This window comes from Nostoc sp. LEGE 12454, assembly GCF_056620565.1.
In genome coordinates, this window is the sequence record NZ_JBWQXL010000046.1 from 1 (window position 1) to 22319 (window position 22319).

General features: G+C 43.3%; 19 protein-coding genes. 13 read left to right on the top strand and 6 right to left on the bottom strand.

Annotation, left to right across the window (positions count from 1 at the left end; translation table 11 throughout):
- Positions 1 to 105: 105 nt before the first annotated feature.
- A complete protein-coding gene (locus tag AC1F2U_RS28690) occupies positions 106 to 273 on the bottom strand; it encodes a hypothetical protein (RefSeq protein ID WP_480264230.1) in 168 nt (55 codons plus the stop codon).
- A 76-nt stretch (positions 274 to 349) separates the two neighbouring features.
- On the opposite strand from AC1F2U_RS28690, the gene AC1F2U_RS28695 reads away from it, so the two are divergent.
- The 3 genes from AC1F2U_RS28695 to AC1F2U_RS28705 all read left to right on the top strand — a co-directional run bounded on the left by AC1F2U_RS28695 (position 350) and on the right by AC1F2U_RS28705 (position 4071).
- A complete protein-coding gene (locus AC1F2U_RS28695; protein ID WP_480264262.1) occupies positions 350 to 2254 on the top strand; it encodes an arylsulfatase in 1905 nt (634 codons plus the stop codon).
- A gap of 135 nt (positions 2255 to 2389) precedes the next feature.
- The gene (locus tag AC1F2U_RS28700) at positions 2390 to 3262 is read left to right on the top strand and encodes a bile acid:sodium symporter family protein (RefSeq protein ID WP_480264231.1); all 873 of its coding nucleotides are present in this window, start codon (positions 2390 to 2392) and stop codon (positions 3260 to 3262) included.
- Between the two features lie 119 nt (positions 3263 to 3381).
- Positions 3382 to 4071 (top strand): SDR family NAD(P)-dependent oxidoreductase, encoded by a 690-nt coding sequence (locus tag AC1F2U_RS28705; RefSeq protein ID WP_480264232.1) that lies wholly within the window; start codon positions 3382 to 3384, stop codon positions 4069 to 4071.
- Between the two features lie 13 nt (positions 4072 to 4084).
- Here the strand turns inward: AC1F2U_RS28705 and AC1F2U_RS28710 are convergent, their stop codons facing one another.
- Positions 4085 to 6391, bottom strand: a complete 2307-nt coding sequence (locus tag AC1F2U_RS28710; RefSeq protein ID WP_480264233.1) for an FAD/NAD(P)-binding protein — start codon at positions 6389 to 6391, stop codon at positions 4085 to 4087.
- A gap of 985 nt (positions 6392 to 7376) precedes the next feature.
- Between AC1F2U_RS28710 and AC1F2U_RS28715 the strand changes: the two genes are divergently transcribed.
- From AC1F2U_RS28715 to AC1F2U_RS28760, 10 genes are all read left to right on the top strand, one after another.
- Positions 7377 to 7736: a hypothetical protein gene (locus AC1F2U_RS28715; protein ID WP_480264234.1), complete on the top strand. Its 360-nt coding sequence runs from the start codon at positions 7377 to 7379 to the stop codon at positions 7734 to 7736.
- A 312-nt stretch (positions 7737 to 8048) separates the two neighbouring features.
- Positions 8049 to 9362, top strand: a complete 1314-nt coding sequence (locus AC1F2U_RS28720) for a Tudor-knot domain-containing protein (RefSeq protein WP_480264235.1) — start codon at positions 8049 to 8051, stop codon at positions 9360 to 9362.
- Positions 9363 to 9617: 255 nt separating this feature from the next.
- Positions 9618 to 10736, top strand: coding sequence for a phosphotransferase enzyme family protein (locus AC1F2U_RS28725; RefSeq protein WP_480264263.1), 1119 nt, complete (start codon positions 9618 to 9620; stop codon positions 10734 to 10736).
- Entirely contained in the window at positions 10733 to 11272 is a 540-nt protein-coding gene (locus AC1F2U_RS28730; RefSeq protein WP_480264236.1) for a DOMON-like domain-containing protein, read from the top strand. Before AC1F2U_RS28725 ends, AC1F2U_RS28730 begins: the two co-directional genes overlap by 4 nt.
- A 242-nt stretch (positions 11273 to 11514) precedes the next feature.
- On the top strand, positions 11515 to 12129 hold the full coding sequence (locus tag AC1F2U_RS28735) for a hypothetical protein (protein ID WP_480264237.1): 615 nt from the start codon (positions 11515 to 11517) through the stop codon (positions 12127 to 12129).
- A gap of 7 nt (positions 12130 to 12136) precedes the next feature.
- Entirely contained in the window at positions 12137 to 12865 is a 729-nt protein-coding gene (locus AC1F2U_RS28740; RefSeq protein ID WP_480264238.1) for a hypothetical protein, read from the top strand.
- Positions 12866 to 12976: 111 nt separating this feature from the next.
- Positions 12977 to 13135, top strand: coding sequence for a hypothetical protein (locus AC1F2U_RS28745; protein WP_480264239.1), 159 nt, complete (start codon positions 12977 to 12979; stop codon positions 13133 to 13135).
- On the top strand, positions 13132 to 14403 hold the full coding sequence (locus AC1F2U_RS28750; protein WP_480264240.1) for an ATP-grasp domain-containing protein: 1272 nt from the start codon (positions 13132 to 13134) through the stop codon (positions 14401 to 14403). The genes AC1F2U_RS28745 and AC1F2U_RS28750 overlap by 4 nt, the downstream gene beginning before the upstream one ends.
- Before the next feature lie 520 nt (positions 14404 to 14923).
- Positions 14924 to 15934 (top strand): SDR family oxidoreductase, encoded by a 1011-nt coding sequence (locus AC1F2U_RS28755; protein WP_480264241.1) that lies wholly within the window; start codon positions 14924 to 14926, stop codon positions 15932 to 15934.
- A gap of 63 nt (positions 15935 to 15997) precedes the next feature.
- The gene (locus AC1F2U_RS28760; protein ID WP_480264242.1) at positions 15998 to 17185 is read left to right on the top strand and encodes an MFS transporter; all 1188 of its coding nucleotides are present in this window, start codon (positions 15998 to 16000) and stop codon (positions 17183 to 17185) included.
- A 76-nt stretch (positions 17186 to 17261) separates the two neighbouring features.
- Here the strand turns inward: AC1F2U_RS28760 and AC1F2U_RS28765 are convergent, their stop codons facing one another.
- The 4 genes from AC1F2U_RS28765 to AC1F2U_RS28780 form a co-directional block, all read right to left on the bottom strand.
- Positions 17262 to 18395 carry a glycosyltransferase family 4 protein gene (locus AC1F2U_RS28765; RefSeq protein WP_480264243.1) on the bottom strand — a complete coding sequence of 378 codons (1134 nt, stop codon included), beginning with the start codon at positions 18393 to 18395 and terminating at the stop codon, positions 17262 to 17264.
- 195 nt (positions 18396 to 18590) lie between these two features.
- Positions 18591 to 20060, bottom strand: coding sequence for an O-antigen ligase domain-containing protein (locus AC1F2U_RS28770; protein ID WP_480264244.1), 1470 nt, complete (start codon positions 20058 to 20060; stop codon positions 18591 to 18593).
- Positions 20061 to 20107: 47 nt separating this feature from the next.
- Positions 20108 to 21058: a glycosyltransferase family 2 protein gene (locus AC1F2U_RS28775; RefSeq protein WP_480264245.1), complete on the bottom strand. Its 951-nt coding sequence runs from the start codon at positions 21056 to 21058 to the stop codon at positions 20108 to 20110.
- Entirely contained in the window at positions 20976 to 22178 is a 1203-nt protein-coding gene (locus tag AC1F2U_RS28780; RefSeq protein WP_480264246.1) for a glycosyltransferase family 4 protein, read from the bottom strand. The genes AC1F2U_RS28775 and AC1F2U_RS28780 overlap by 83 nt, the downstream gene beginning before the upstream one ends.
- Between the last annotated feature and the right edge of the window lie 141 nt (positions 22179 to 22319).

A 22319-nucleotide genomic window follows, 5' to 3' on the forward strand; every position in this document is an offset into this window, starting at 1 on the left:
ATTAAATTTATCCTTGAGGATTTGTACTCGTAGTGTCACAGTAGTATTTATGATGTTTGCTTGCTCGTCTTTTTGAAAGTATTTCATGAACGAGCTTCGCTTTTCCTACCTAAATTTTTTTTGGACAACTCGAACATCTTTGCACTGTCTAGAGTTAGGCACAGTGTAGTTTACCGCCGCAGGCATCCCAACAAGGCGGGCAGTTACGCCGGGAGCAAACTTCATTAGCGATCGCAACACTTCATCAAGAACAATCGCCTGCCTCGTCCCCACACTGTTTAATAGCTTTGAAATCTGTAGCGCTTATCCTGTATAGCTTAGAGCTTTTCTTAGTGCCATTCCGGCAACGATCGCTGAAGTATTGCGAGACTATGGATATAACACAGCGGCCTTTGGCAAATGGCACAATACCCCAGACTATGAAACCAGTGCGGCAGGCCCATTCGATCGCTGGCCGACAGGTTTAGGTTTTGAGTACTTTTATGGATTTCTGGGTGGTGATACCAATCAATGGAGTCCAGCCTTGGTGGAAAATACTCAACATATTCAGAAACCAAGCGTAGGCGCAGCCCGTCGTAGACATCGCCCTGATTATCACCTCACCCCCGATTTAGCAGACCATGCAATTAAGTGGATTCGTACCCAGCAAGCGATCGCTCCTGATAAACCCTTCTTTACCTACTTTGCCACTGGCGCAACCCATGCCCCACACCATGCGCCCAAAGAATGGATCGACAAGTACAAGGGTAAATTTGATCGAGGTTGGGATAAATTACGTGAAGACATCTTTGCTCGTCAGTTAGCTTTGGGTGTAATTCCCGCCGATACGAAGCTGACTCCTCGCCCAGCAGAACTCCCAGCTTGGGATTCCCTCACTCCCACCGAGCAGAAAGTTTATGCGCGTCAGGCGGAAGTATTTGCAGGTTTCCTCAGCCATACCGATGCACAAATTGGTAGAGTCATTGACGCGATCGATCAACTTGGTGAATTGGATAACACCTTAGTCTTTTTTATCGCCGGAGATAATGGTGCGAGTGCTGAAGGCGGCTTAACAGGTAGTATCAATGAATTAAAAGTTTTTAATGGCGTAGCAGAAAATCCTCAAGAAGTTCTCGCGGCTTTAGATGATTTAGGTGGGCCAAAAACCTTCAATCATTTTCATGCAGCTTGGGCTTGGGCAGTGGATAGCCCCTTCCAATGGACAAAACAAATTGCTTCTCACTTCGGCGGAACCCGCAATGGTTTAGTTGTAGCTTGGGGCGATCGCATCAAAAATCGTGGTGGACTGCGGAGCCAATTCCATCATGTAATTGATATTGCACCTACAATTCTGGAAGTTGTGGGGATTGAAGAACCAGAGGTAGTCAACGGTGTAAAACAACAACCCATCGAAGGCACTAGCCTTGTTTATAGCTTTGACGATCCTGCTGTACCATCCCATCACAAAACCCAGTATTTTGAGATGTTTGGCAATCGTGGCATTTACGATCGAGGTTGGGTAGCGGCCGCCCGTCATGGACGCTTACCTTGGGAGCGTGTTTCCAAAACTACCTTCGATGAAGATAATTGGGAACTATACAATATTACCAAAGACTTCAGTGAAGCCAACGATTTAGCCAAGCAGAACCCTGACAAGTTAGCGCAACTACAAAATCTATTTCTGAAGGAAGCAGAGAAATACAAAGTTCTGCCCTTGGACGATCGCTTACTTCAACGGTTTGATGTCAAAATCCGTTCCAACCTAATCACAGGACGCAATAGCTTTACTTATTACACCTCTGTTGCAGGGATTCCCGAAGGCAGCGCTCCCAATATCAAGAATCGCTCCTTTAGTATCACTGCCGATGTGGATGCTGCCAAAGATGGTACTGAAGGCGTTTTAGTTACCCAAGGCGGACGTTTTGCGGGTTGGAGTTTCTTCCTGCAAGAAGGTAAACCCACCTTTGCTTACAACTTGTTAAATAGCGATCGCACAATCATTCAATCTTCTCAACCAATTGCGATCGGTAAATCCCAAATCAAATTTGACTTTACTTATGATGGTGGCGCTCCGGGGGCAGGTGGTACTGGTAAGCTCTCAATCAACGATCAACAGGTTGCCGAAGGTCGCATTGATAAAACTGTAGGCTACCGATTTGGTTTAGATGAAACCTTTGATGTTGGTCAAGATACTGGCACACCTGCGGTAGATACTTACCAAACACCCTTTGCATTCACCGGTAACTTACAGCAAGTCACCCTGGAATTGAAGTAATAGGAATTGGGCATTGGGGAAAGGGGAAGGGTTAAAGGGTAATTTATTCCTCATTCCCCTCTGCCCCCCTGCTCCTCTGCTCCCCTGCTCCCCTGTTCCCCTGCTCCCCTCCGCCCTCCGCATGAGAAAAAAATCATGAACGAAATCTTGTCACTAATCGACAAACTCGCACTTTTCACATTTATCGCGTTCACCATGCTGGGTGCAGGGTTAAGTCTCACCGTACAACAGATTTGGGAACCACTCCGCAACCCTCGCTTAGTCATATCATCGCTGCTGACAAATTTTGTACTAGTGCCAGTTTTTGTATATTTACTATTGCAAGTAGTACATTTAAGCGAACCACTAAGAGATGGCTTACTGATTATGGCAGTAGCATCAGGGCCTCCAGCACTACCGAAACTTGCCCACATAGTCAAAGGCAATATCGCTTTCTCAGTGGGATTAATGATGTTGCTAATGCTGGGCACAATTTTTTATATGCCGATTGTACTGCCCTTAGTGGTAGAAGGTGTGCAAATTAACTCCTGGGACATTGCCAAACCCTTATTGTTAATGATGGTTAGCCCATTGATCATTGGGTTATTCATCAAAGCAAAATTGAGTGCGATCGCCCCCACTATCCAGCCGATTTTGTTCAAATTATCTAATGCTGGATTGCTTTTAGGTCTAGTAGTCAGGCTGATAGTTCACACTAACGATATCATTGGCTTATTACAAACAGGTGCAATTTTAGTTTGTGCTGTTTTCATAGTCTTCTCCTTTACCGTAGGTTATCTTTTGGGCGGCCCCGGTATCGATACCCAACGAGTGCTAGGAGTCGGAACAGCTCAACGCAATTTTGCCGCAGCATTATTAGTCGCTACAAGTAATTTTGAAGATCCCAGCGTCGTGAGCATCATCATGGTGACGAGTATTTTAATGATGATCGTAGTTCTGATCGCCGGGCCAAAGTTCATAGAACTAGACCAAGGAATGGGTGTAAAGATAGAGCAGGTAAACGGTTGAAACTCTCCTGACTGCAAAAATATCTCTGTTGCTCATTTTGACAAAAAGTCAGAAGCTTGTTTAGTACAGCTTTAGTAAATTGTTGATTATGTTATTCATTTGAGGGAAAAATTGAGGATATGACAAATATTGCATTGATTGTTGGGGCTGGTAGTGGACTTAGTGCTTCACTAGCCCGTTTATTGGCAAAAGAAGGCTTTACTATTGCTTTAGCAGCAAGGCAAATTGATAAGCTCAAAGCATTGTCTGATGAAATTGGATCTGTCACTTTTACGGCTGATGCTTCTCAACTAGATGAAGTTGAACAACTATTTACAGATGTCGAACAAAAACTAGGAGTACCAACATTGGTTGTGTATAATCCTAGCTGGCGGGTTCGGGGTTCATTTGTGGAACTTGACCCAGCCGATGTTGCTAAAACACTAGAAATTACTGCGTATGGTGGCTTTTTAGTAGCACAAGCGGCAGCAAAACGTCAGTTAGCTGTGGGTGGGGGAGCAATCTTTTTTACAGGTGCTTCCGCTAGTGTTAAGGGTTATCCTCAATCTGCACCGTTTGCAATGGGTAAATTTGCTTTACGGGGTTTGGCTCAAAGCATTGCCCGTGAATTGGCTCCTCAGAATATCCATGTGGCGCATTTTGTAATTGATGGAGGAATTCGTTCTGCTACCCGGATAGAACCAGACGATCGACCAGATAGTTTACTCGATCCAGATGCGATCGCTCAAACTTATCTGAGCATTCTCCGCCAACCTCGCAATGCTTGGACTTGGGAAGTGGAATTGCGTCCCTGGGTGGAAAAATTTTGATTTTCACTCTGCTCTAGATATACATAGCAAAGTAATCATTGTAAATTTCTGTATTAGTCATGACTGTGAGTTCTATTTGTTTCTGTTCTTCATCTGTTGCCGAACTTGTAGCCTGGTCTAAGCTTTCTTGAGGAATAAAATCACCACAGTATTCATTTGCAGGTACTGTTGCATTCATCTTTTGGGGATAACTCAATTTGAGATTATTCATGATGGTAATGAATTGACTACGACTGCGATCGCTAAATCTGGGATTAAGCCGCTTTTCTTCGCCAATGGTAGAAACTGTGCGTCCTTTATAGTCATGGGCAGGATATACCAAAGTATCATCTGGTAAGGTGAATAAGCGTTGTGTCACGACATCGTATAAAGTTCCAGGATCGCCTCCCTGAAAATCTGTGCGTCCACAACCACGAATAAACAAGGCATCACCAGTTAACAGATGGGTTTTGTTTACCAAATATGCTATATGACTGGCGCTGTGCCCTGGTGTGAAAATCGTTTCGATGATTACCGATCCCACCTCTAGGATTTCGCCACCCACAAGGGAGTGATCGGCTTTTGTCACAGCAGTATTCTGGGGAACGATCGCTTGAGCGCCTGTTTTTTGCCTGAGTTTGCCTGCCCCTGTAATATGATCGGCATGAAGGTGAGTTTCTAGACAGTAGCGTAGCTTTAATCCCAGTTCATCCAAAGATTCCAAATCGCGGTCAACTTGCTCTAATACAGGATCGACTAGAACAGCATCTCCTGTCTGCCGATCGCCAATTAAATAAGTGTAACTACTAGTTGCAGGGTCAAAAAATTGCCGGAATAGGAAAGTTGACTGCGGTATCTCTGCACTGCGTAGGCGTAGCCCGTCGTAGACATCGTTTAACAAAGGCATCGTCGGAATACTCCGCACACGCACTGGTAGCGACTGCAACAACGCCTTAGATAATTCCTGCGCCTGTCCCCGTAATTCTGGTACAGCGATAGTTTCCCACAAGTCGCCCTTGCGCGGAGTTCCCAAGGTATAAAACAGCGTCGAAACGTTACCGTCTGCTGCATATAAAGCACCGTGGGTATCTGTATCTAATCCTAAACCGATGGCATTGGGGCGAATTAATTTCTGCGATCGCAAATCAGTAATCAAAGGATGAGGCGATCGGCGATAATCTGCTGCTACCCCTGTACAATTCACCACCCGACGGACGTGCAAGATATAATTAGTTTGGGTTTTGCGCTGGCATACGGTTACAGCTACACCGTCCGGCAAAGCTTGATATTCTCGAATCCGCCCGGCGGCAATGGTAAGTTGACCAGAATCCAGCATTTCAGTGACAACATCTGCTACCCTTGGGGCAATGCGGTGACGATGCACATCCCAATAAGGTGTCAAATGACGCAAAAAACGTTGCTGTTCCTCGGTTGGTAGTTTTTGCCAGATTTTCTGATTTATGGAGCGCAGAGAATCAATTACTGCCCGCCAGTCATAGCCTTGGGCAGATGCAATTTCCACCTCGGTACGCAGCCGACGTAACCAGTCGCGCACACTTTTTGGTGAATTTTCTAGCGTTAAGAAGCAGGCATAAGGTTGAGCCGCTTGATGTTTGAGCGGAAATAAGCCTCGTCGGGACACAGCATAAATTTTACCCCGATGTTGGCGATCGTTCAGAGATAAAACCATATCTACCATCGTCAGTCCCGTACCAATTAGCAACACAGGTGCATCAGCATCAAGGTCTGCTAAGGCATCGGCTGACCAAGCATTACGCAGATAATCATCATTACTGTTTGGGTTTTGAATAGCGGGGGGTGCAGAAGGTGAGTTCCCCAATGCCAATACAACTCTGTCTGCGGCAAAACAGCGACCACTACGCAGAGAAATCATTACACTTTTTTCTTCAGGCTGTACCCCTACCACTTCATCGGTGAAGCGTTCTAGTCGCACATCACTGGGTGCTGTGGCTTCTGCTTCTGCTAAAACCGATTGAATGTATAAACCATAGACTTTACGAGGTATGAAGGTACTGGCATTTACTTTTTCTGAAAAAAATGCTGTCAACTCATCGCGGTTGTGCTGAAGCCAACGTAACAAATGCCCTGGATCGTGGGCAAATGCACTCATGTTACCTGCCGATACATTCAGCAAATGACAGTTGGTATCTGTACTGTAAGCGATTCCCTTGCCAATTTGATCGCTGCGCTCAATCAGCTTAATGGTGAGGGGTTGGGTGGCAGTTTTCAATAGGTGGGTAGCGACTAGAGAACCACTAAAACCTCCGCCAACAATAGCGATCGTGGTTGAAGTATGGGCAGTTAAAAAACTAGGGTTCATAGCGGTTTTAGTTACAATCAATAGTTATACTGATTTCATCAAGTCTCTTGACTGGCACTCAATGCTTTTCCAACCCAGATGAAAGAATTAAGATTTGATTGCTTATAGATTCTTATAATAGCTGCTTTCAGCTATTAAATACATTTAATTGATAAATTAACCGTTGTTTTGGGTTGCACAGTAGACTTCTTGCAGAAGTGGGGAAAAAGATAAGGGGTAAAAAATGAAGAGTGCTGAGTAAAAAGTGCAAATCCCAATGTAAGCGATCGCACTCTCTGCGATGGCATTGGTACTAAAAGCAATTAGAATGTTCCTTTCCCTGCGGGACGCTACGCGAACGACTTCGCTCAGGGAAATCAATTACTGTTATTGCGATGCCTGCGGCGGGCGTAGCCATCGCACTTTCGGAGCGATCGCTTTCTAAGAGGATGTTTAAAAAGTCCTGTTGTTGGTAGCAAAAAGTTTTAGATCCCCCTAAATCCCCCTTAAAAAGGGGGACTTTAAGAAGTTTTCCCCCCTTTTTAAGGGGGGCTAGGGGGGATCAATGAGTGCCTAAAATCACACTTAAGCACTTGTCAAACAACCTTTAATATCAATTGGCGTCCGATCTTGCAGCAACTTCCGCTTTGCTTGCAGCAACTTCCGCTTTAACGTTTCCGTGTTTCGCGCAAGCTGTAGCAACTTCCGCTTTGCTTGCAGCAACTTTCGCTTTAACGTTTCCGTGTTTTGCGCAAGCTGTAGCAGCTTCCGCTTTGCTTGCAGCAATTTCTGCTTTAACGTTTCCGTGTTTCGCGCAAGCTGTAGCAGTTTCCGTTTTGACATTATATCAATTCATAATTTGTAATTCATAGTTCGTAATTACGAATTGGTATAAAGCAAATAAATTTTAGGCTTTTTTAGAAAAATCAACAATTCCACGTATGACAACCTTTTCAACAATTGTCCACTATAGAGTTATGAGAAATTGAGAAAATGAGTATTAATTATGGGAAGGCGAAAACGCAATTCACGTACTCTTGGCAAAGCTGAACTACGTCTAGCAAGCGTTAAATCTATTAGTCAAACTCTCGATGTCGGAGAGGGGTTAACAGTCAAAGATTATACTGAAAAAATCGAAAGCGTGCGGCAATCTCTAGAAGAATACAATACCACCCTCTCTACTATTGATGTCTTACTAACCCAGCTTGTCGAAAACGAACAGGAATTAGCAGACTATTCTGAGAAAATTTTGCGTGGTATTGCTTATAAATATGGTAACAATAGCCATGAATATCAGATGGCTGGAGGTACTCGTAAAAGCGATCGCAAGCGTGCTATGCGTCAAAGCGTAGTTTTGCCGAAATAATACCATTGTGGATTCAGAATTGCTTTCTGCATCTAGGTTTGCTAATCCATCTGGGTTTTATTTGGGAAGCGATATCTACGACGGGCTGCGCCTACGCATCGCATCCCTCGCAGACTCAAACTGTTGATTCAGTTTTGCGTTTGGGATGCGATCGCCTATGCAATATCTTAAGGTGTAGCGTCTGTTACTAACATCGTTATTTTTTGATCGGGTTGGGGAACTCTATAAATACGGTTTAGTAATTGCCCAGCGCTAGATATGGGCTGTTCTGAACCGTGTTGTAACAATATCTGGAGTTTTAAGGATCGGCTGATGGATAAATCAATTATTCAGTTGGTTGACGAGTTACCGACTGACAATATTACTGTCAAAGTTTTAAAAGCTCTTGATTATGTAGCACCAGGTGAATGGAGCAATTTAACGGGGTTTGACAATAGTATCCGCACCATTACTGGAGAAACTGATGCTAAGGTAATTCAGAAAATCCGCGATCGCGCTGCTACTTTATACGTAGATCCTCAACAAGGCTACCAGTTTGCAATCAAACTTTATCAAACAATTGATAAAGCAGACACAGCGATGGCAGCGGCGGCTTTAGCGAATAAAGTTAGTGAGAAAATCGGCTTTCTCTCCTTTTTAGGCAAAATTACTCCCAAAGCTGATGTCACTCAATCCATTGACTTAGTATTGAAAATCGCCGTCGAAATTATTGCCTTTTGCAAACTAAACGGTATTCCTCAACCTAATCCCCAAGAGTTTGCTAATTCCCTGACTAACAACTATCAAAATGCATCTCTAATGCGGATGGTAGCTTTAGTTTGTCTAGATGGAATTCTGCCATTGGGGCCTGACTTTCTCAGCAAAATTCACGGAGTTATTAGTGGTACTGATTCTAGTGCAATAACTCAAAATCCGGTTTTCTTAGCCGTTAATAACTTTCTTCCAGGCAGTAATCCTTCTGATAAACTTGGTTTTATCAATCAGGGTTTCAACTCCGTGCAAGGCTGGATGAATAATTTAGTATCCAAAACAGGCGTAACCCCGCAATCAATTTCTAGTCATTTGGGTAATTTTATTCAGATTGCTGATGATAATTTAGATTTAGTTGCAGCATTCCTAGATCAAACTACCAATTACTACGAGCATACAGGAATTCAAACTGTCGTTCGCAGTTTGATTGTGCAAGCATACACTTTAGTAAAAGAGGAAATCAAACAAGAGGAACAAAAGCCGATTCAAGATGTCTCATCTGCCGTTAAATCAGATAAATCAGATAAGAATCAGTATGAAATCAGCAAAACAGTAGAAGTCTGGGATAATGATGACGAGGATTGGTATCAAGGAACTATTGAGAAAATCGAAGATGACCAGTTCTTTGTTCATTACCTTGGTTACGGTTCATCTTATGACGAGTGGGTAGGTGAAGATGACATTCGGACTCGCGATCTTCGCTCCACTGATGAAAATGGATATGCAGTAGGTCAAAAGGTAAAATGTTGGGATGATGACCAAGAGGCTTGGTATTCCGCAACGATTGAGCAAATCCAAGGTCAACAATACTTTCTTCACTACGTTGGTTATGACTCATCTTATGATGAGTGGGTTGATAGCGATGAGATTTCCTAACTGTTGAATTAGCACGGGGTTGACGAAAATTGCAACCCGCAGATTCCCGACTTTTTTGAAAAGTTGGGAATCTTGTTTTTCACGAATGGATTCAGGATTGCTCTAGTACTTTTAAAAAATCATAATTGACATCTCGTTAATCAATTACGAATTACGAATTACGAATTACGAATTACAAATTATCTTGACACTTGCGCTACGATATCCCCTATTGCTTTCGTGCAAAGTACGTGAGGAGTAGTAGAGATGAAACAGATGATAGAAGAATTTAATACACAGGATACCCGAAATCTGGTGGCGATCGCTAACCAATTCGCCCAACTGGGAAAGGTTACAGGCGTTAAAGCATTTGGCAGTGGTAATATCAATGACACCTTTTTAGCAACTTTAGATTCCTCAAAGGAACAACATTTTGTCCTGCAACGCATTAACACACAGGTGTTTCGTCAGCCACAACTGATTATGCAGAATATGCGTACCTTAACTGAACACGTTCAAAAAAGGTTGCAGGATACACCCCTTAATCGTCGCTGGGAAGTGCCACGCGTATTGTTGACCAAAAACGCTCAAGACCACTGGAAGGATGCAGACGGCTCATTTTGGCGGGCAATCAGCTTTATTCAAGGCTCCCAGTCTTTTGATAGTATGCGCGATCGCTCACACGCGAAAGAAATCGGTTATGCCTTGGGGATGTTCCACAATTTAATCAGCGATTTGCCAGCAGAAAAACTTGCTGACACCCTCGAAGGCTTTCATATTACACCGTTTTATCTCCAGCATTACGAGGAAGTTTTGCCGAAAACTAGTGTACGTCAATCTTCGGAAGTTAATTATTGCTTACAGTTTGTTAGCGATCGCCAAACCTTTGCACATATCCTAGAAAATGCCAAGGCTGAAGGCAAGCTACCCCTGCGTCTGATGCACGGCGATCCCAAAATCAATAACGTGATGTTTGACATTGTTACCCAGCAAGCCGTCAGCGTCATCGACCTCGACACAGTTAAACCCGGTTTGGTACATTACGATATTGGTGATTGCCTGCGATCGGGTTGCAATCCGGCTGGTGAAGAAACCGAGAATTGGGAAAGTATTTATTTCGATACCGATCTGTGTCAGGAAATCCTCCAGGGTTATCTTGCTGTGGCTAAGGCATTTCTGACCGAGAATGATTATGCATACATATATGATGCAATTCGTCTAATTACTTTTGAACTAGGACTGAGATTTTTTGCTGATTATTTAGCAGGGAATGTCTACTTCAAAGTTAAGCACCCAGAACATAATTTAGCAAGAGCGATCGTCCAGTTTAAGCTGACTGAAAGTATTGAATCTCAAGAAATGCAGATTCGCAAAATTATCCAAGATATGAAATGAACAAGCAGACATTTTCCCTGCAACCCTTCCCTTGCACCGAGCCTTTTCCTCATTTGAAAATTACAGGCAATATCTCCCGAAATGCTAATCAACTTACCATCTGCTACAACCTTGGAGGTGATTTAAAAGAAATTGCAATTGTTCCACCATCAAATGCACCATCACGCAAGTATGAATTATGGGAAGACACTTGTTTTGAGTTCTTTCTTGGCATCAAAGATTCTCTACGGTATTGGGAATTTAACCTCTCCCCCGCCGGACACTGGAATGTCTATCGCTTTGATGGATACCGTCAAGGGATGCAAGAGGAAACAGCTTTTAAAAAGCTACCGTTTAGTGTTCATAATCAAGTTGACAGTTTAGCACTTGCGTTAGATGTCGATTTGGATAAAATCGTCTTGGCAAACCAAGACATTGAGATTGGCATTACTACAGTTATCAAACATAGAGATGGCGAGATTACTTACTGGGCGTTAACTCATCAAGGCGTAGAAGCTGACTTTCATCTGCGAGACAGTTTTATCATTGAGTTGTGATATATGTATTTATGGAGATATGGAAGCTGGTTCATTTAAGTAATTAAGCTAGATCAGGTTGAATATTCCTAGCCATTGTGTTACATTGACTACAAAGCATACAGAACCATACTTGTATTAGTAAATTAACTTTTTTTATGCTAAATATATTTAATAAATTTAATAAAAATTTAATATTGCTTAAAGCTAGGACATAATTTGTTCGACGTTATACTAACCTAAAAGTATTAGAATAATTGCAAATGGCAAAGAACAGTCATGGTCGCATCCGCGTTTTTTTCGCTGAATTTGACGGCGATAGTGAAACAATTCGAGAAAGTATACAAGCAATTACCGCAGCAGTTGGTAAAACATTTCAATCAAATCCAAAAACTATAAAAATTTTATCCGCATCTGAAGTTTCTCAAGATGCTGATGATGTTATGGAAGATATTGCTTTTGAGGATGAAGAAGAGTTGGATAGTGTTACAACAAGTTCTAAGTCAAAACGTAGTTCTTACAAGCCTCCAACTATGGTAATTGTTAAGGATTTAAATCTACGGCCAGATGGCAAGTCTTCATGGCGTGATTTGTATGCTGAGAAAAAACCTGTTACTCAAGAGCAAAGCATTACTCTTGCAGTGTATTACTTAAAGTTAGTCTTAGAGTTAGATAAAATTACACCAGAGCACGTTTTTACATGTTTCAAAGATGTCCAGCTTCGGACACCTAAGAATCTGCCTCAAAGCATTCGAGATACTGCAAAACGTAAAGGTTGGCTTGATACATCAGAACGAGGCAATATCAAAATCACAAACCACGGTGAGAACTTAGTAGATCATGACTTACCTGTACTCAAAGGAACAAACAATTTGTAATTCGTAAATGAAACTTGAAGAATTTTGTATTCGGCTTAATAAGATTGAACTATCGAATGCACATCGTGCTCTAGCTATCCTATGGTTTCATGATTGCCAAAATCCAGGTATTCAACTTAAGTCCAGTGTACTTGCACGCACTATCTACAAAACTGGACTTGGCAATCCTAATTCAACAAAATTGGAAGAAGCTATTACAAATACCAAACTTGCATTGAAGAGTAAGTCTGGATTTTATCTCAAACCAACTTCACGCACTACAATTAGAGATTGGCTTGTTTTAGTTATTGAAAAACCAACTGCTAATGTTGATTTAGAACAAGGTTATCTATCTGAAGCAATATGGAAAAATACAAGAGGATATATTGAGAAAATAGCTTTTCAGGTAAATGGATCTTTTCAATACGGATTCTATGACGGTGCATCTGTACTTTTACGTCGGCTTGTTGAAACTCTATTAATAGAATGTTATGAATACCACAATATCCAAAGTCGTATAGCAGACAAAGATGGTAATTACTTAATGTTGTCAGGCATTATTGCAGACGCAGTTGATAAGAATGGACTTTCTCTTGGTCGCGAAACAAAAAATATTTTGCGTGAGTTGAAAGCAATCGGTGATCGTTCCGCGCATACCAGACGATATAACGCTGTATCTGCTGATTTAGAAAAAATTCGCTTGGGTGTGAGGCTAGTGGTAGACGAATTGATTCAATTAGCACAGCTAAGACGCTAACATGTATTTCATCCTGAGTGCTGTCTGAATATTCTTAAGCAGTTCAATATCATACTATTCAATTGTTTTAAACTTAAATTAGCGTCGTAAATTTGTGTGTAGCGCTCGATCATGACACAAAAGACATTAAAACCAAAATTTGCCCAAGTTTTAGCTGCAATTAATAAAGAAATTGTCTTTCACCAAGACAGGATGCTGCTGGCAGGAGCGCAGACAGAAGATGTATCTGTCCAATTGTTTGAGGACGCGGTTTCTCGGAGGGCTAAATGAACTCACAATATAACTTTCAATACTTTCAAGGGAGTTCTCTTTCCGATCTGTTTGCTCAAGATATCACAGATGCATCTTATGGGTTTATCCTCAATTACCCTGCAACTGCCAGTTGGGCTGCTTATCCTAACCTGGAAAAATATTTTATTCAAGATGGCAGTAGTGAAGCCACCAAAACCTCCTTTGACAAGATTTGCCAAAAGGAACCTTGGAAAATTCTGGCTGTGTTAGGCGATCGCATTCCAGGAATTATGATTAATCCGCCGCCAAAGTCGCTGCTTGCATACTGGCAAGAACACTTTGGCTTCAGCTACTCCAATAGGTCTCTGATGGATCGCTTGACTTATCTGGACGATCTCAGCCACAGCGAACGCTTTGATAAACTCATCACTCTATTTCCCTTCGATCGTCTAAAACCTGAAAAACACGCTATTGATTCAGACACTCATTACCGCTTACTCAGCAAAGTAACGCTAGACCAACTGGGGGTGCAATGTCCAAAATACGAAAGCTACAATTTGCATGAAGTCAATCTCGAAGACATTCATTTACCACAATTTCCCTACTTAATTAAAACGTCCCACGGACTCTCAGGGGAAGGCACTTATATCATCAAAAGCCTCAGCGATCTGAACTACTGCTTTGAGGAAATCAGGAAATACCTCAATATTAAGTTGCTCGATAAGATTATTGTCTCGGAGTTCGTCAAGAATGAGGTGCAGAATTACTGCGTACAGTTTTATGTCAACAAAACGGGAGAGATAACCCTCATCGGCACTACCAGCCAACTCGTCACTCCAGAAGGTAATTATTTAGGGGGACTGATTGACTACCGCAACACTGACATGAGCAAGTTCTTTGAGATGATTGCCGCTATTGGTGAGTATGCTCACAAACAGGGTTATTTCGGCGTAATTGGGTTCGATGTACTCGAAGATCGAGACGGACAATTTTATGCGATCGATGCCAATTTCCGAGTTAATGGATCGACTCCGTTGTGTTTGCAACGTCACACCCTACTGGGACTGGGAAAGGAAGTTGCTAAATATTCTAGTAGCTACCGCATGGAAGGAACGTTAGATTCAATTTTAGTCACCTTAAAACCAGAACTAGATCGCAAAGACTTGATCGTTCTGTCGGCTTTAGAGAGGGTCAAATACGGAAAAATCTACACTGAAATTTATGCGATCGTGACTGGAGAAACTATCCAGGAAATGCAGCATATCGAGCAGAAATTACAGAATAAGGGATTACAATGGCTCGCTTAAACAGATTGGGGAGCAGGGGAGCGGGGGAGCAGGGGAGCAGAGGAGCGGGGGGGCAGAGGAGCAGGGGAAACAAAACAGAAAAGGGATTAACCCCACTGTTGAGCTAGCTTCCTGTAGGGTACGAGAACCACTTATTAAGAAGTGGATGGACTCAGCCCCATGTTCCGCTCTGATTCACGGCAGCAGATAAGAGGTCTTTTCCCCCTGCCCCCTGCCCTCTGCCCCTCTGCCCCTCTGCCCCTCCGCTCCATCAAACGCCTGAAGCTTGTGAGAAATGCGGGAGTCTTGAAAGTCTAGAAAATGCTTACATCTACTTCCTGTGGCGCTTTCAGATTCCCCAATAGACAGAGAAATGCAACCGTAATAATAATTAACATATATATGTACTAGGGAGTTATTAAGAAATATTTTTAATAACAACTGATACTAACAAAGCGACTGAATTACCTATTGAAGCTAAAGTCTCTAACGTTCTTGAAGCCAATTCCCAATCCCTAATTTATTTTAAAAAGTAACACTTATGCAATTAAAGCCAATCAATCAGCAAGTCGTTTCGGTCGTCGGAGCCTCCAGCGGGATCGGACGTGTCACAGCTCTTGAGTTTGCTAGACGCGGCGCAAAAGTCCTAGTCTCGGCTCGGAGTGAGTCGAAGCTAAAGTCTTTAGTGGAGGAGATTCGCGGCTTTGGCGGTGAGGCAACTTTTTACGTAGCTGATGTGGAAGTATCTGAGCAAGTTAAAGCGATCGCAGATAAAACTGTGGAAGTTTACGGGCGACTCGATACATGGGTACACGTCTCTGCTATCGGCATCTTTGCCACTTTCGACAACATAACACCAGAAGAGTTTAAGCATGTCATTGATGTCGATCTCATGGGACAAGTGTATGGTGCAATGGCAGCCCTACCCCATCTGAAGCGTGAGGGACGGGGGGCACTGATCCACGTCTCTTCAATGGAAGGTAAGCGATCGCTCCCCTACCAAAGTGCTTACTCGGCAGCCAAGCACGGCGTTGAGGGCTTTATCGAAGCCATGCGCCTTGAGTTGCTACATGAAAAATGGCCGATCAGCGTCACGAGTGTGAAACCAGCGGTGATTAATACCCCCTTTTGGAATAATGGTCTGACGAAATTAGGCGTAAAGCCTTCCGGGATACCACCTTACTACGATCCTAAACTTGTAGCTGATGCTATCCTCTACGTAGCCGAACATCCAACTCGTGACTACTTGGTTGGAGATGTAGCTAAAATATTAGATGTGGTACAGCGCATCTCACCATCATTAGTAGATTCATTGTTACTACTCGTCGGCTTCGATTTACTACGTTCTTCTGAGGCGAAGTCTGAAGATGCACCAAATAATTTTTACCAATCTGTTTCTGAAGACGAAAGAGTTAAGGGGGACTATAGTAACTTAGTTATACCTAGCATTTCCGACTGGCTAGAGAAAAATCCGCTTCTTCAGTGGGGTGCGATCGCTGGTACAGCAGCATTAGCGTTTATAGCAGGTCAAGCATTCAAAAAGGAAGGATAAGGCGATTGATTAATTGATTAAATCTCAGCAGTCAAATTGTCCGATCCAGGAGCATTCCAGCCAATGACAGACTATCAACGCACCTTACCGCCTCTGTGGATAGGTTCGGCGATCGCTTTCTATGCCTTTATTGCCATTGGCATTGCTGAAGCAGGATTAGGAGTTCTTCTGCCCTCGATTCTGTCTACCTATAACCTGACTCCAGCAACCATCACCCTGCTGTTTCTCAGTCAAATTAGCGGCTACATTCTGGCGGCATTCACCAGCAGTCTGGTGAGTAGTCGGTTGGGATTAGCCCGAATGCTGTTGATTGCTGCGGGTGCGCTGACGATGGCACTGACAATCTATGCCATCTCACCCTCCTGGTTTCTCATGGTTGCGGCTGGATCGGCGTTGGGATTGGGCATTGGATTGATTGATGCAGGTATTAACACCTACATTGTGCAAGATTCCCGCAGTGCCAGTTTGATTGGTTTGCTCCATGCTTTCTATGGTATTGGCGCACTTTCAGGCCCGGCGATCGCTACTACTTTGTTAGCAGTTGGGATGAACTGGCGACAGGTTTATGGGGTATTAGCCGGAATTGTCAGCCTATTAATTGTCAGCGTGCTGGGCGTAATCATCTTCAACTACACACCAATGACAGTACGGGTATTGCCATCAAAGACAACTGCCTTAGAAAATCTGGGCAGAGCGCTGCAAACTCCGATAGTACTGCTAACTGGATTACTTTTGCTGGTTTATGTTGGCACTGAAGCCTGCATCGGTAACTGGGCATACACTGTGCAGTCTGTCGCTCGTCACACTCCCACGCTGATTGCTGGTTACAGCGTTAGTGCCTACTGGGTGGGATTAACATTGGGACGTTTCATCTTAGGTTATTTCTTGCAACGGCTTGGGGCAGTCCGCACAATCAGTATGTCGCTCAGTCTTGTAATCATTGGATTGCTTGCTTGGTGGCAACTGCCAGATCAATGGATTAGCTTACCGTTGATTGGCTTTGGGTTGGCAGCGATCTTTCCTGCAACCATTTGGTTAATTCCTCAACGATTACCAGACCCCCATGTTCCTGCGGCTGTTAGCATTGCCACTAGTGCTGCCAGTTTGGGGGCTGCGATTATACCCACTGGAGCCGGTTGGGTTGCAAGTTGGACAAGTTTAGAAATCATCCCAATGTTGATGCTGCCATTAGCACTGTTAATGGTAGGCTTACATTGCTGGCTGGTGCAACATTCGGTAAAAGGCAAGTAATACCAATTAATAAATCGTTTGTAATAAGGACTTTAGTCCTAGATTTTTAAGCACTAAAGTGCTTACTACAAACCTATCAAAACTTTTGTGATAAAGGACTAGGCATTACAGAACGAATTGCACTAATAAAATTTTGCGCATAATTCTGCGTTGAGAAATCGAGGGCGCGTTCTCGTGCAGCTATTCCCGCACTTTGGGCAAATTCTTGCTCGTCAAGATAGCGGAGAATTGCGATCGTTAATTGCTCCGCATCGCCGTAAGGTGTTAATAATCCATTCATCCCATCGGTAATAATCTCTGTCGGGCCGCCTGCACTGCCGGCAATTACAGGTTTACCCAGCGCCATCGCCTCAATAATCACAATCCCAAATGGCTCATTATCCGATGCATGAACAAATACATCCATCGCCTGCACCCATTCCGGGATATTACGCTGTAGCCCAGCCATAATTACTTGGTCTTTCAAGCCTAAAGCGGTGATTTCGGCTTTTAAGAAGTCCTGATAATCCGGTTCTAAATCGTGCTTACCACCAACTACCACACAATGGGCGTCGGGATACTTCTGTAAAATTTTGGGCATCGCTTGCACCAATACGTGCATTCCCTTCCATCGTTGCAATCGTCCCACAATTCCAATCAATGGCCCGTGTGAAGGCAAGCCTAGTTTTCGCCGTGCTTCTTCTGGAGTTGGTAAAGCATTTGGCTCAAATCGGTCTAATGCCACACCAGGATAAACCAAAGGTGTTGGTCTGTGCGGCCAAATCTCTGCCTGTGCTTGCTTACCATCTTGCGAAAGAGTGATAATTGCTCGCGCCGGAATTAAAGTAGCAAGCCGCACCAACCAAGTTTTATCGCTAGGTACTTCTAGTTGATACCACACAGCAGGCAAGCCCGCCAACATTGCCGCTAAACCTCCCGATATATGCGTAATCCACATCCAATTGACAATTATATCTGCGCGTTCGCGGCGGGCGATCGCAGCTATCCGCAAAACAGCGCCAATAAAACGGTGGATTTGGCGTAAACGCCCACTTTCCACAACTCGCGCATCAATACCGAGAGACTTTACTTGTGCGACCATCGGGCCGTCTTCTAAAAATATCACTAGCCACTCAACACCAGCATTACGTCCCTGCTGCACCAAATCCCAAAGCATCATTTCACCACCGCCTCGTTGCTCGGCTAGTGGCATGACAATAATTACTTTCATAATCTATAAAAGTCCTATTTAAGTTATAAGAAAAATGGGTTTAAAACCCCGTGTTTCCAGAACGGCTTTAAAGTAATGAGTAAGGAGTAATGAGTAATGAGTGGATGAAAAATGGGTATTTACTCATTACTTATTACTTATTACTCATTACTCCTTCTTAAGAGTGCGTTCACGGCGGTGAGGATGTCAAAAGATTTATGAGATTCTCGATTTATTAGAGAAGTTAGGAATATTGGAAAACATCTGAGGATTGCTATAGTACTTATGTCCTGCCATAGCCATAGCTAAAAATCCCCAAAGAATCATCCCTGATACGCTCAACATCCCGCTACCGATAACTAACTGTGAAGCGGAACTGATCCCAATGGCGCGGGCAGCACTGACAAAACTATCGAAACGACCTTCACCATAGCTGCTAACACTAATAATCAAAAAGATTAATCCACCCATATAAAATATGCCTCCAAACCAACCAAGGGTGAAAAACATATCTAGAATGCCACTATCGATTACCACTACTTCAATTTGACCAGTTTTTTCGTTGACCTTCCAAATATTTCCTAAACCGTTACCTAGACCATTAGAAAGGGCTAAACCAAGATTTCTATCGTAAGTTCCCGATCTATCTTTAAAGCTGCCATCTTCTTGAATATTAGAAAAAGTTTCAAAACGTGCTGCTACTACTCCAGCAATTGGTTCAATAGTTGTCAATGGCACAACACAAATAGCCATAACCGCAATTATGGTAATTAAGCGCATTTGAATTTTGGCTTTGACTGAACCCATAATCATAATTATTCCAAATAACCAGCCTCCCCAATTAGTACGTGCTTGTGTTAATAAAAAAGACAAGTAACCAACAGCTGAAGCCGGAAAAATTAAGCTTCCTGAACCGGTCAATAATAACAGTAACCCAGCCTGCATAACAGAACCAAAGGGGCCAACTGAGTGTAATGTACTCCAGACGCGCATCCCGAAAGGTACAGGGTTTCCAGAACTCATGAATAATTTTGATTGTATGAGCCAGTATCTATCCCACTCAGGAGCTACCACAAATTGATATACGCCATAAGTTCCTAAAATCAACACACACCAGAGAAATGTTCGCTGAATGTTCTGGCGATAGCTGGGATAATCTCGCCAGTTGATAAATAAGTGAAAAGCGAAAATAATCGGACTGAGCCAATCCATCAATCCGCGTGCTACAGGGATAGGTGGGTTGTAAATTAGACCGATGAGAAAGCCATAGAACACTCCAATAAAAGCCAAAACAAACGGCAAACCCCCTTGACGAGAAGCGCGGGGAAAGTGTCGTAAGAATGTTGCTATAGTAATAAACACCACCAAGTAGGGTGCTATGAGCATTTGACGGCTAGCATCCCAGCCTACCCGATAGTCAACTAAGCGAGTCGCTAAGGGTGTGAGAAACCAAATCCACCAAGTAAAGCCAATGTAGAGAATGGGATGCCGCAAGTATAAAAATAAGGCTACTACTAAAGCTGTCGCCGGATAAATTAGGCGCAATCCGGCAGTAACACCACCAAAATAGCAAACTACAGTTAGTAATATAAAGCCTGCGATCGCCATCCAACCCTGTAGCGATCGCTCTTCGGGAGAATAGTTTTCTTGTAAAAAACTATTGAAAAGTATCTGCTTAGAATTCATTCAATTTTAGATGTACATATAAATAAATTTGGCAGCTTCCAATAAATTCAAATTTCCTTAATTTTGAATTTTGAATTTTGAATTTTGAATTCTTGATATCCCTGCCAACGTCCACGCCAAGATGCTAATAACTTTTTCCCTGCCAACTGCCCTTGGCTAGGTAAAAATCTCAGACATTGTACTAAGCCTAAACTATCGCATGTACCCACAAATATTGCCCAGAACAAAAATGCAATCCGGCGGATAAATGGTAAATGCTCTAGTAAAACTAAGGTTTCATTATGGACTAAATTAATAAAGGCAATTTCATTAAAGTTATTTCGCTGATCTTCGTCAAAACGTTGTGCTGGATAATGATCTACAGCAACGTGAGGATCGTAAATTATCTTCCAACCAGCTCGCTTTAATGCCAGGGTGAATGCCATTTCAAAGTGTACTTGCGCTCCAGTACCACGCATCCGCTCGTCAAAGCGTAGTTGTCCGATAGCTTGGGTACGAAAACTCATGTTCACGCCCTTGAGAATATCGACTTCGCGGGGTTTTCCCACTCCCAGATGATGGTTGCCAATGACTCGCCCAAACCACTGCAACTGTCCCACTACTGGGCGGGATTCGTCTTCTAATTTGCTGCCGTGGTATATCCAATCACGCCCTCCCAGTCCGCCGAGGTGACGATCGCAGGTAAAGTAAGCTGCAATCCGCTCTAACCAATCGGGGTGGGGTGCGGCATCATCATCAGTAATGGAAACAATATCGCCCTCCACTGCTGCTAGTCCGGCGTTGAGAGCTGCTACTACCCCGGGTTGTGTCACTTTCACGGTATGCAATGGCAAGTTGTGCGCCGTGTATTGGGCAAGAAATTGCCAAGTTTCTGCATCCGTATCGCGGACAACCACTATCACCTGATCGACTGGTTTAGTTTGCTCCTGTAGCGCCAAAAGGCAGCGTGAGAGGTCTTGTGGACGGCGATAAGTCGGTATCAGAACGGTGTTCCGCATTCTTGCTTAACTCCTCGAATAAATCCACATAAGTTTGTGCCATAGTAGTCCAGCTGTGTTGTTCTGCCACAGAACGAGCAGCTTGACTCATTTGCTGCATGAGCATATCTACACTTACCAAGGACATCATCGCCACAGCCAAAGCATCGATATCATTTGAGTCGGTTAAGACGATGCCACATTCTGGTGTCACCAACTCTGCACCCCCGGTAGCTGTGGCAGTAATTACTGGTAGTCCTGAAGAAAGTGCTTCTAACAATACGAGGCTACAAGCTTCATATCGGGAAGGAAAAATAAATAAATCTACTGATCGCATAATTTCGGGGATATCACGGCGAAATCCGACAAAATGCACGCGATCGCTTAACCCCAAGGATGCCGCTAGTTGTGGGAAGGGACTACCTTCGATATGACCTACTACCGCCAAATGTAAATCGGGAACTTTCACCAAGGCGTGTAGGACTGTATCTAAATTCTTTCTGGGTGTGCGGATGTCTCCAGCGAACAGGGCTAGGGTGACATTCTCCGGTAAACCTAATTTTTGGCGATTGCTTTCACCAGGGGTAAACTCTTCTAAGTCAACGCCATTGACAATTACCCGAATCCGAGAACGTGGTACACCAATGTTGACTAATTCTTGGGCTACCTTTTCGGATACAGCCACAACAACCTGCGCTTTTTGGAAAGCTTGTTTTTCCCAACGGGCATTAAAAGCCGTAAATAACCACTGGTAAAAACCATATAAATCGCGGCGGTTGCGAGAAATATGAACAGGCGATCGCAACCATGAACTGTGGACAAAATGTACAGCATTCACATCAGCCGCGGCCAGATTAATTGCTCCATTGACTTTAACTAAATCAATCTCAGAGCGATGTTTACGCAACCAATCTGCACTTTTTTGGGCAAAGATAAAATTACGTAAAAATTCTGTAGGATAGCCTTTGACTGAAATTTTAATCCAATTAACTTGGCTATTGTCTTCTAGTTCTGGTGCAACTTCACTAGCTAATAATGTCAAGTCATGACCGCGACGTATTGCTTCCTTAGCAACCTCATAGTTTACCCGCCCCTGACCATCACCTTTTTTTATTTTATGAGTAACAATACAAAGTTTCATACACTATTTCCTTAAGGATAAAATCCTTGAATCACCCCTCCCCATATGTATTGGGGAGGGGGCAAGATTTCAAGTTTCCCCCTTTATAAGGGGGGATTAAGGGGGGGTCTATTCGACTTAGGACTTACGCAAAAATTGCTA

Coding starts and splice junctions, on each gene's coding strand:
- AC1F2U_RS28720 (WP_480264235.1), top strand. CDS start 8,049: ATGGATAAATCAATTATTCAGTTGGTTGACGAGTTACCGACTGACAAT.
- AC1F2U_RS28710 (WP_480264233.1), bottom strand. CDS start 6,391: ATGAACCCTAGTTTTTTAACTGCCCATACTTCAACCACGATCGCTATT.
- AC1F2U_RS28735 (WP_480264237.1), top strand. CDS start 11,515: ATGGCAAAGAACAGTCATGGTCGCATCCGCGTTTTTTTCGCTGAATTT.
- AC1F2U_RS28765 (WP_480264243.1), bottom strand. CDS start 18,395: ATGAAAGTAATTATTGTCATGCCACTAGCCGAGCAACGAGGCGGTGGT.
- AC1F2U_RS28715 (WP_480264234.1), top strand. CDS start 7,377: ATGGGAAGGCGAAAACGCAATTCACGTACTCTTGGCAAAGCTGAACTA.
- AC1F2U_RS28755 (WP_480264241.1), top strand. CDS start 14,924: ATGCAATTAAAGCCAATCAATCAGCAAGTCGTTTCGGTCGTCGGAGCC.
- AC1F2U_RS28745 (WP_480264239.1), top strand. CDS start 12,977: ATGACACAAAAGACATTAAAACCAAAATTTGCCCAAGTTTTAGCTGCA.
- AC1F2U_RS28760 (WP_480264242.1), top strand. CDS start 15,998: ATGACAGACTATCAACGCACCTTACCGCCTCTGTGGATAGGTTCGGCG.
- AC1F2U_RS28750 (WP_480264240.1), top strand. CDS start 13,132: ATGAACTCACAATATAACTTTCAATACTTTCAAGGGAGTTCTCTTTCC.
- AC1F2U_RS28770 (WP_480264244.1), bottom strand. CDS start 20,060: ATGAATTCTAAGCAGATACTTTTCAATAGTTTTTTACAAGAAAACTAT.
- AC1F2U_RS28730 (WP_480264236.1), top strand. CDS start 10,733: ATGAACAAGCAGACATTTTCCCTGCAACCCTTCCCTTGCACCGAGCCT.
- AC1F2U_RS28705 (WP_480264232.1), top strand. CDS start 3,382: ATGACAAATATTGCATTGATTGTTGGGGCTGGTAGTGGACTTAGTGCT.
- AC1F2U_RS28740 (WP_480264238.1), top strand. CDS start 12,137: ATGAAACTTGAAGAATTTTGTATTCGGCTTAATAAGATTGAACTATCG.
- AC1F2U_RS28725 (WP_480264263.1), top strand. CDS start 9,618: ATGATAGAAGAATTTAATACACAGGATACCCGAAATCTGGTGGCGATC.
- AC1F2U_RS28700 (WP_480264231.1), top strand. CDS start 2,390: ATGAACGAAATCTTGTCACTAATCGACAAACTCGCACTTTTCACATTT.
- AC1F2U_RS28775 (WP_480264245.1), bottom strand. CDS start 21,058: ATGCGGAACACCGTTCTGATACCGACTTATCGCCGTCCACAAGACCTC.
- AC1F2U_RS28780 (WP_480264246.1), bottom strand. CDS start 22,178: ATGAAACTTTGTATTGTTACTCATAAAATAAAAAAAGGTGATGGTCAG.